Source organism: Sphingomonas sanguinis (genome assembly GCF_001476905.1).
Lineage (GTDB): Bacteria > Pseudomonadota > Alphaproteobacteria > Sphingomonadales > Sphingomonadaceae > Sphingomonas > Sphingomonas sanguinis_B.
Genome location: NZ_LDTE01000119.1, coordinates 1 through 3273, shown reverse-complemented (window position 1 = coordinate 3273; position 3273 = coordinate 1). Strand labels below are relative to the sequence as shown.

Sequence of the window (3273 nt, the reverse complement as noted above, 5' to 3'; positions counted from 1 at the left end):
CGACCGGGCGATGGCGATGACGCGGCTCTGATTTGGTTCGCGCGGAGGCGCGGAGACGCGGAGGGCGCATATCCAGCCGTTAGGCTGGCCTAACACAACAATGGTCCGGCAAAGCCGAACGCCGAAATTTACTGAGGTGCTGAAGCGCGCCCGAACCTCTCTGCGTCTCCGCGCCTCCGCGCGAACAAAACAAAAGCCGGTCTGCCGCTCGAAACGACAGACCGGCCCATCGTCACAGCGGCTTTTGCTCCAGCCGCGTATCGACACCCGCTGCCGCCGGTTCGGCCAGTTCCTTGTCCCCGGCCAGCGCGGCATCGGCCTTCAGCAGGTCGAGGTGCATCAGCTTGGCGATGAAGGGGGACACGACCAGCACGACCACGCCGATCCCGATCGAGAACCAGCCGATCCGGGTATAGACCTCAAGCACTTTGTCGGGCCCTGCGCCCTCGCCGCCGGTCGCCTGGGCGATCAGGCCGGCGATGAAGTTGCCCGCCGCCGTCGCCAGGAACCAGGTGCCCATCATCAACCCGGTCATGCTGGGCAGCGACAGCCGCGTCATCGCCGCCAGGCCGACCGGAGAGAAGCACAGCTCGGCCATCGTGTGAATCAGATAGACCAGGATCACGAAGATCACCGGCGTCGGCATGCCCGCATAGGCCGCCGCGCCCGCGACCAGCACCATGAAGCCCGCACCCACGCCGACCAGGCCGATGCCGAACTTGAACGGCGCACTCGGCTCCCATCCGCGCTTGCCCAGGATCGTCCACAGCGCGGCGAACAGCGGGGCGAGCAGGATAATGAAGATCGAGTTGACCGACTGGAAGGCCGAGGCCGGAATGGTCCAGCCCAGCAGCGTGCGGTCGACCGAGCGGTCGGTATAGAGGTTCAGCGACGATCCGGCCTGCTCGAACAGTGCCCAGAACAGGGGGCAGAGCGCGATCAGGAAAAGTGCTGCGAAGATGCGGTCGCGGTCGACCTTGGGCAGCTGGAACACCGCGCGCCACAGGATGAAGATCACGGTGGCGGCGGCGAATACGACCAGCAGCGTGCCGACCGCGTCTTGATGCTGGATCAACTGCCACACGCCCAGCGTGGCGACGATCGCCCCCAGATAGATCAGCCACTCACGCGACAGGCCTGCGACGACGGGTGCGCGCAGCACGGGCAGCGAGGGCGCCTCGCCCGCGCCGTGCAACTCGCGCTTCAGGGCGATGAAGGCGATCAGACCCAGCACCATGCCGACGCCCGCTGCGCCGAAGCCATAGGCCCAGCCCACCGTCTCGCCCAGCACGCCGCACACGATCGGCCCCAGCGCGCCGCCCACGTTGATGCCCATGTAGAAGATCGAGAAGGCGGGATCGCGCCGCATGTCGTCGCGCGCATAGAGCTGACCCACCAGCACCGAGATATTGGCCTTCAGGAAACCGGTGCCGATCACGATCGACGCGAGCGCGAGGTAGAAGCCCTCCAGATAGGCCCCCGTCGCACCTTGCGGCCCCTCCATGACCGCGATCAATATGTGGCCGAAGGCGATGAACAGCCCGCCCGCCAGCACCGCGCGTCTGGCCCCCAGATAGCGGTCGGCCAGATAGCCGCCGATCACCGGCGTCACATAGACCAGCGAGGTATAGGCGGCGTAGATGCCGAAGGCCGGTTCGTCGGCGAACAGGAAGTGCTTGGTCAGGTAGAAGACCAGGATGGCGCGCATTCCGTAATAGGAAAAACGCTCCCACATCTCGGTGAAGAACAACAGGAACAGGCCTCGGGGATGGCCCAAAACCGTCTTGCCGCGCGCGGCGGCCTCATACGCAGTCGCCATGCCGGCGTTCACTCCATCGGGATCGCCCCCCGCGCGCCATGGGCACGCAAGCGGGCGTAATGGTTTGGTAACCTAACGCCAAAGCCGCGACTGTAAATATCATGCGCAACGCCGTAAGGATCGAACCCATGACGGACATGATTTTCAACGACCGCACGACCCCCCTCACGCTGCTCGCGACGCGCCGTTCGGGCAAGCCGCGCGATCTGGTCGCGCCGGGGCCCGATGCCGCGCAACTGGCGGAGATGCTGACCATTGCGGCGCGCACGCCCGACCATGGCAAGCTGGCCCCCTGGCGCTTCGTGATCGTGCCGACGGAGGCGCGGGCGAAGCTGGCTCAGGTCATCACCACCGCCTATCGCGCCGAACGGCCGCAGGCGAGCGCGACCGAGATCGCCTCGCTCGAACAATTCGCCCATCAGGCCCCCGATCTGGTCGTCGTCCTGTCGTCGCCCCGCACCGACAGCCATATTCCGATGTGGGAACAGGAATTGTCGGCGGGTGCCGCGTGCATGAACCTGCTCCATGCCGCGCACGCCATGGGTTATGCGGGCGGCTGGTTGACCGGTTGGCCCGCCTTTTCGGACGCGGTGCGCGATGCGTTCGGGGCCGCGCCGGAGCGGATTGTCGGCTTCGTCTTCATCGGTACGCCCGGCCGTCCGCTCGACGAACGGCCGCGCCCCGACATGGCGCGGGTCGTCTCGACCTGGCACGGATGAGGCGATCCGGCCGTGCGACGGATGTGCAAACGATGTGAGTGCGGCCTCTCGACTTTTGCTCGCTCATGCTGTATTAACCCGGCATGACAGCTCTTAGCGGCGACGACAGCCCGGTTTACATCCGCCTGCGCGGCACGATCGCGGCAGGCATCCTTAATGGCACCTATCGGACGGGGGACCAGCTTCCCTCGGTCCGCGCGCTCGCCGCCGAACAGGGCGCGAACCCGCTGACGGTCGCCAAGGCCTATCAGAGCTTTCAGGACGACGGTTATGTCGAGGTGCGGCGCGGGGTCGGCATGTTCGTCTTGCCGGGTGCCGCCGATCGCCTGCGCGCCGCCGAGCGCCAGACCTTCCTGGCGGTGCAATGGCCGCGTATCCGCGACCATATCGAGCTTATCGGCCTGGACGCGACCGACCTTCTCCGCGTCGAGCGCGTCTGAGCTTCGGGCGGGCGGCCCAGCCGATCAGGCCAGTCACCGCCGTCCATAGGGCCAGCAAGCCGATCAGCGCGGCAATCGGCCGCCAGAGCCAGGGGATGGCCTGTCCGTCGTGCAGGCGGCGAACCCAGGACAGCATCACCGGCACCGCATGACCCGGCGCGGCGACCGCGCTGGCGCTGTCATCGGGCCGCACCCGCCTGGGCGTTGCGCCATGACTAAGCGAAGGGCGTCGTGGTTGATGGGGGTGGCGTTGGTCGCGGCCACCCCCGCCTCGGCGGAAACGCTGCGCCAGGCG

3 protein-coding genes and 1 pseudogene are annotated in these 3273 nt (G+C 67.0%); 2 read left to right on the top strand and 2 right to left on the bottom strand.

The window, feature by feature from the left end; genetic code table 11:
* Positions 1-232: 232 nt before the first annotated feature.
* Positions 233-1819 (bottom strand): peptide MFS transporter, encoded by a 1587-nt coding sequence (locus SB4_RS16345; RefSeq protein WP_058731953.1) that lies wholly within the window; start codon positions 1817-1819, stop codon positions 233-235.
* A 140-nt stretch (positions 1820-1959) separates the two neighbouring features.
* Here SB4_RS16345 and SB4_RS16340 point away from each other — a divergent pair, with 140 nt between their 5' ends.
* Both SB4_RS16340 and SB4_RS16335 read left to right on the top strand, forming a co-directional pair.
* Complete coding sequence (locus tag SB4_RS16340) at positions 1960-2538, top strand: nitroreductase family protein (RefSeq protein ID WP_058753429.1); 579 nt, start codon at positions 1960-1962, stop codon at positions 2536-2538.
* 83 nt (positions 2539-2621) lie between these two features.
* Entirely contained in the window at positions 2622-2978 is a 357-nt protein-coding gene (locus tag SB4_RS16335; protein ID WP_058716704.1) for a GntR family transcriptional regulator, read from the top strand.
* Here SB4_RS16335 and SB4_RS19790 read toward each other — a convergent pair.
* Positions 2932-3273: pseudogene (locus SB4_RS19790) on the bottom strand (PepSY domain-containing protein); the annotation flags it as partial. The gene SB4_RS16335 and the pseudogene SB4_RS19790 sit on opposite strands and share 47 nt — an antisense overlap.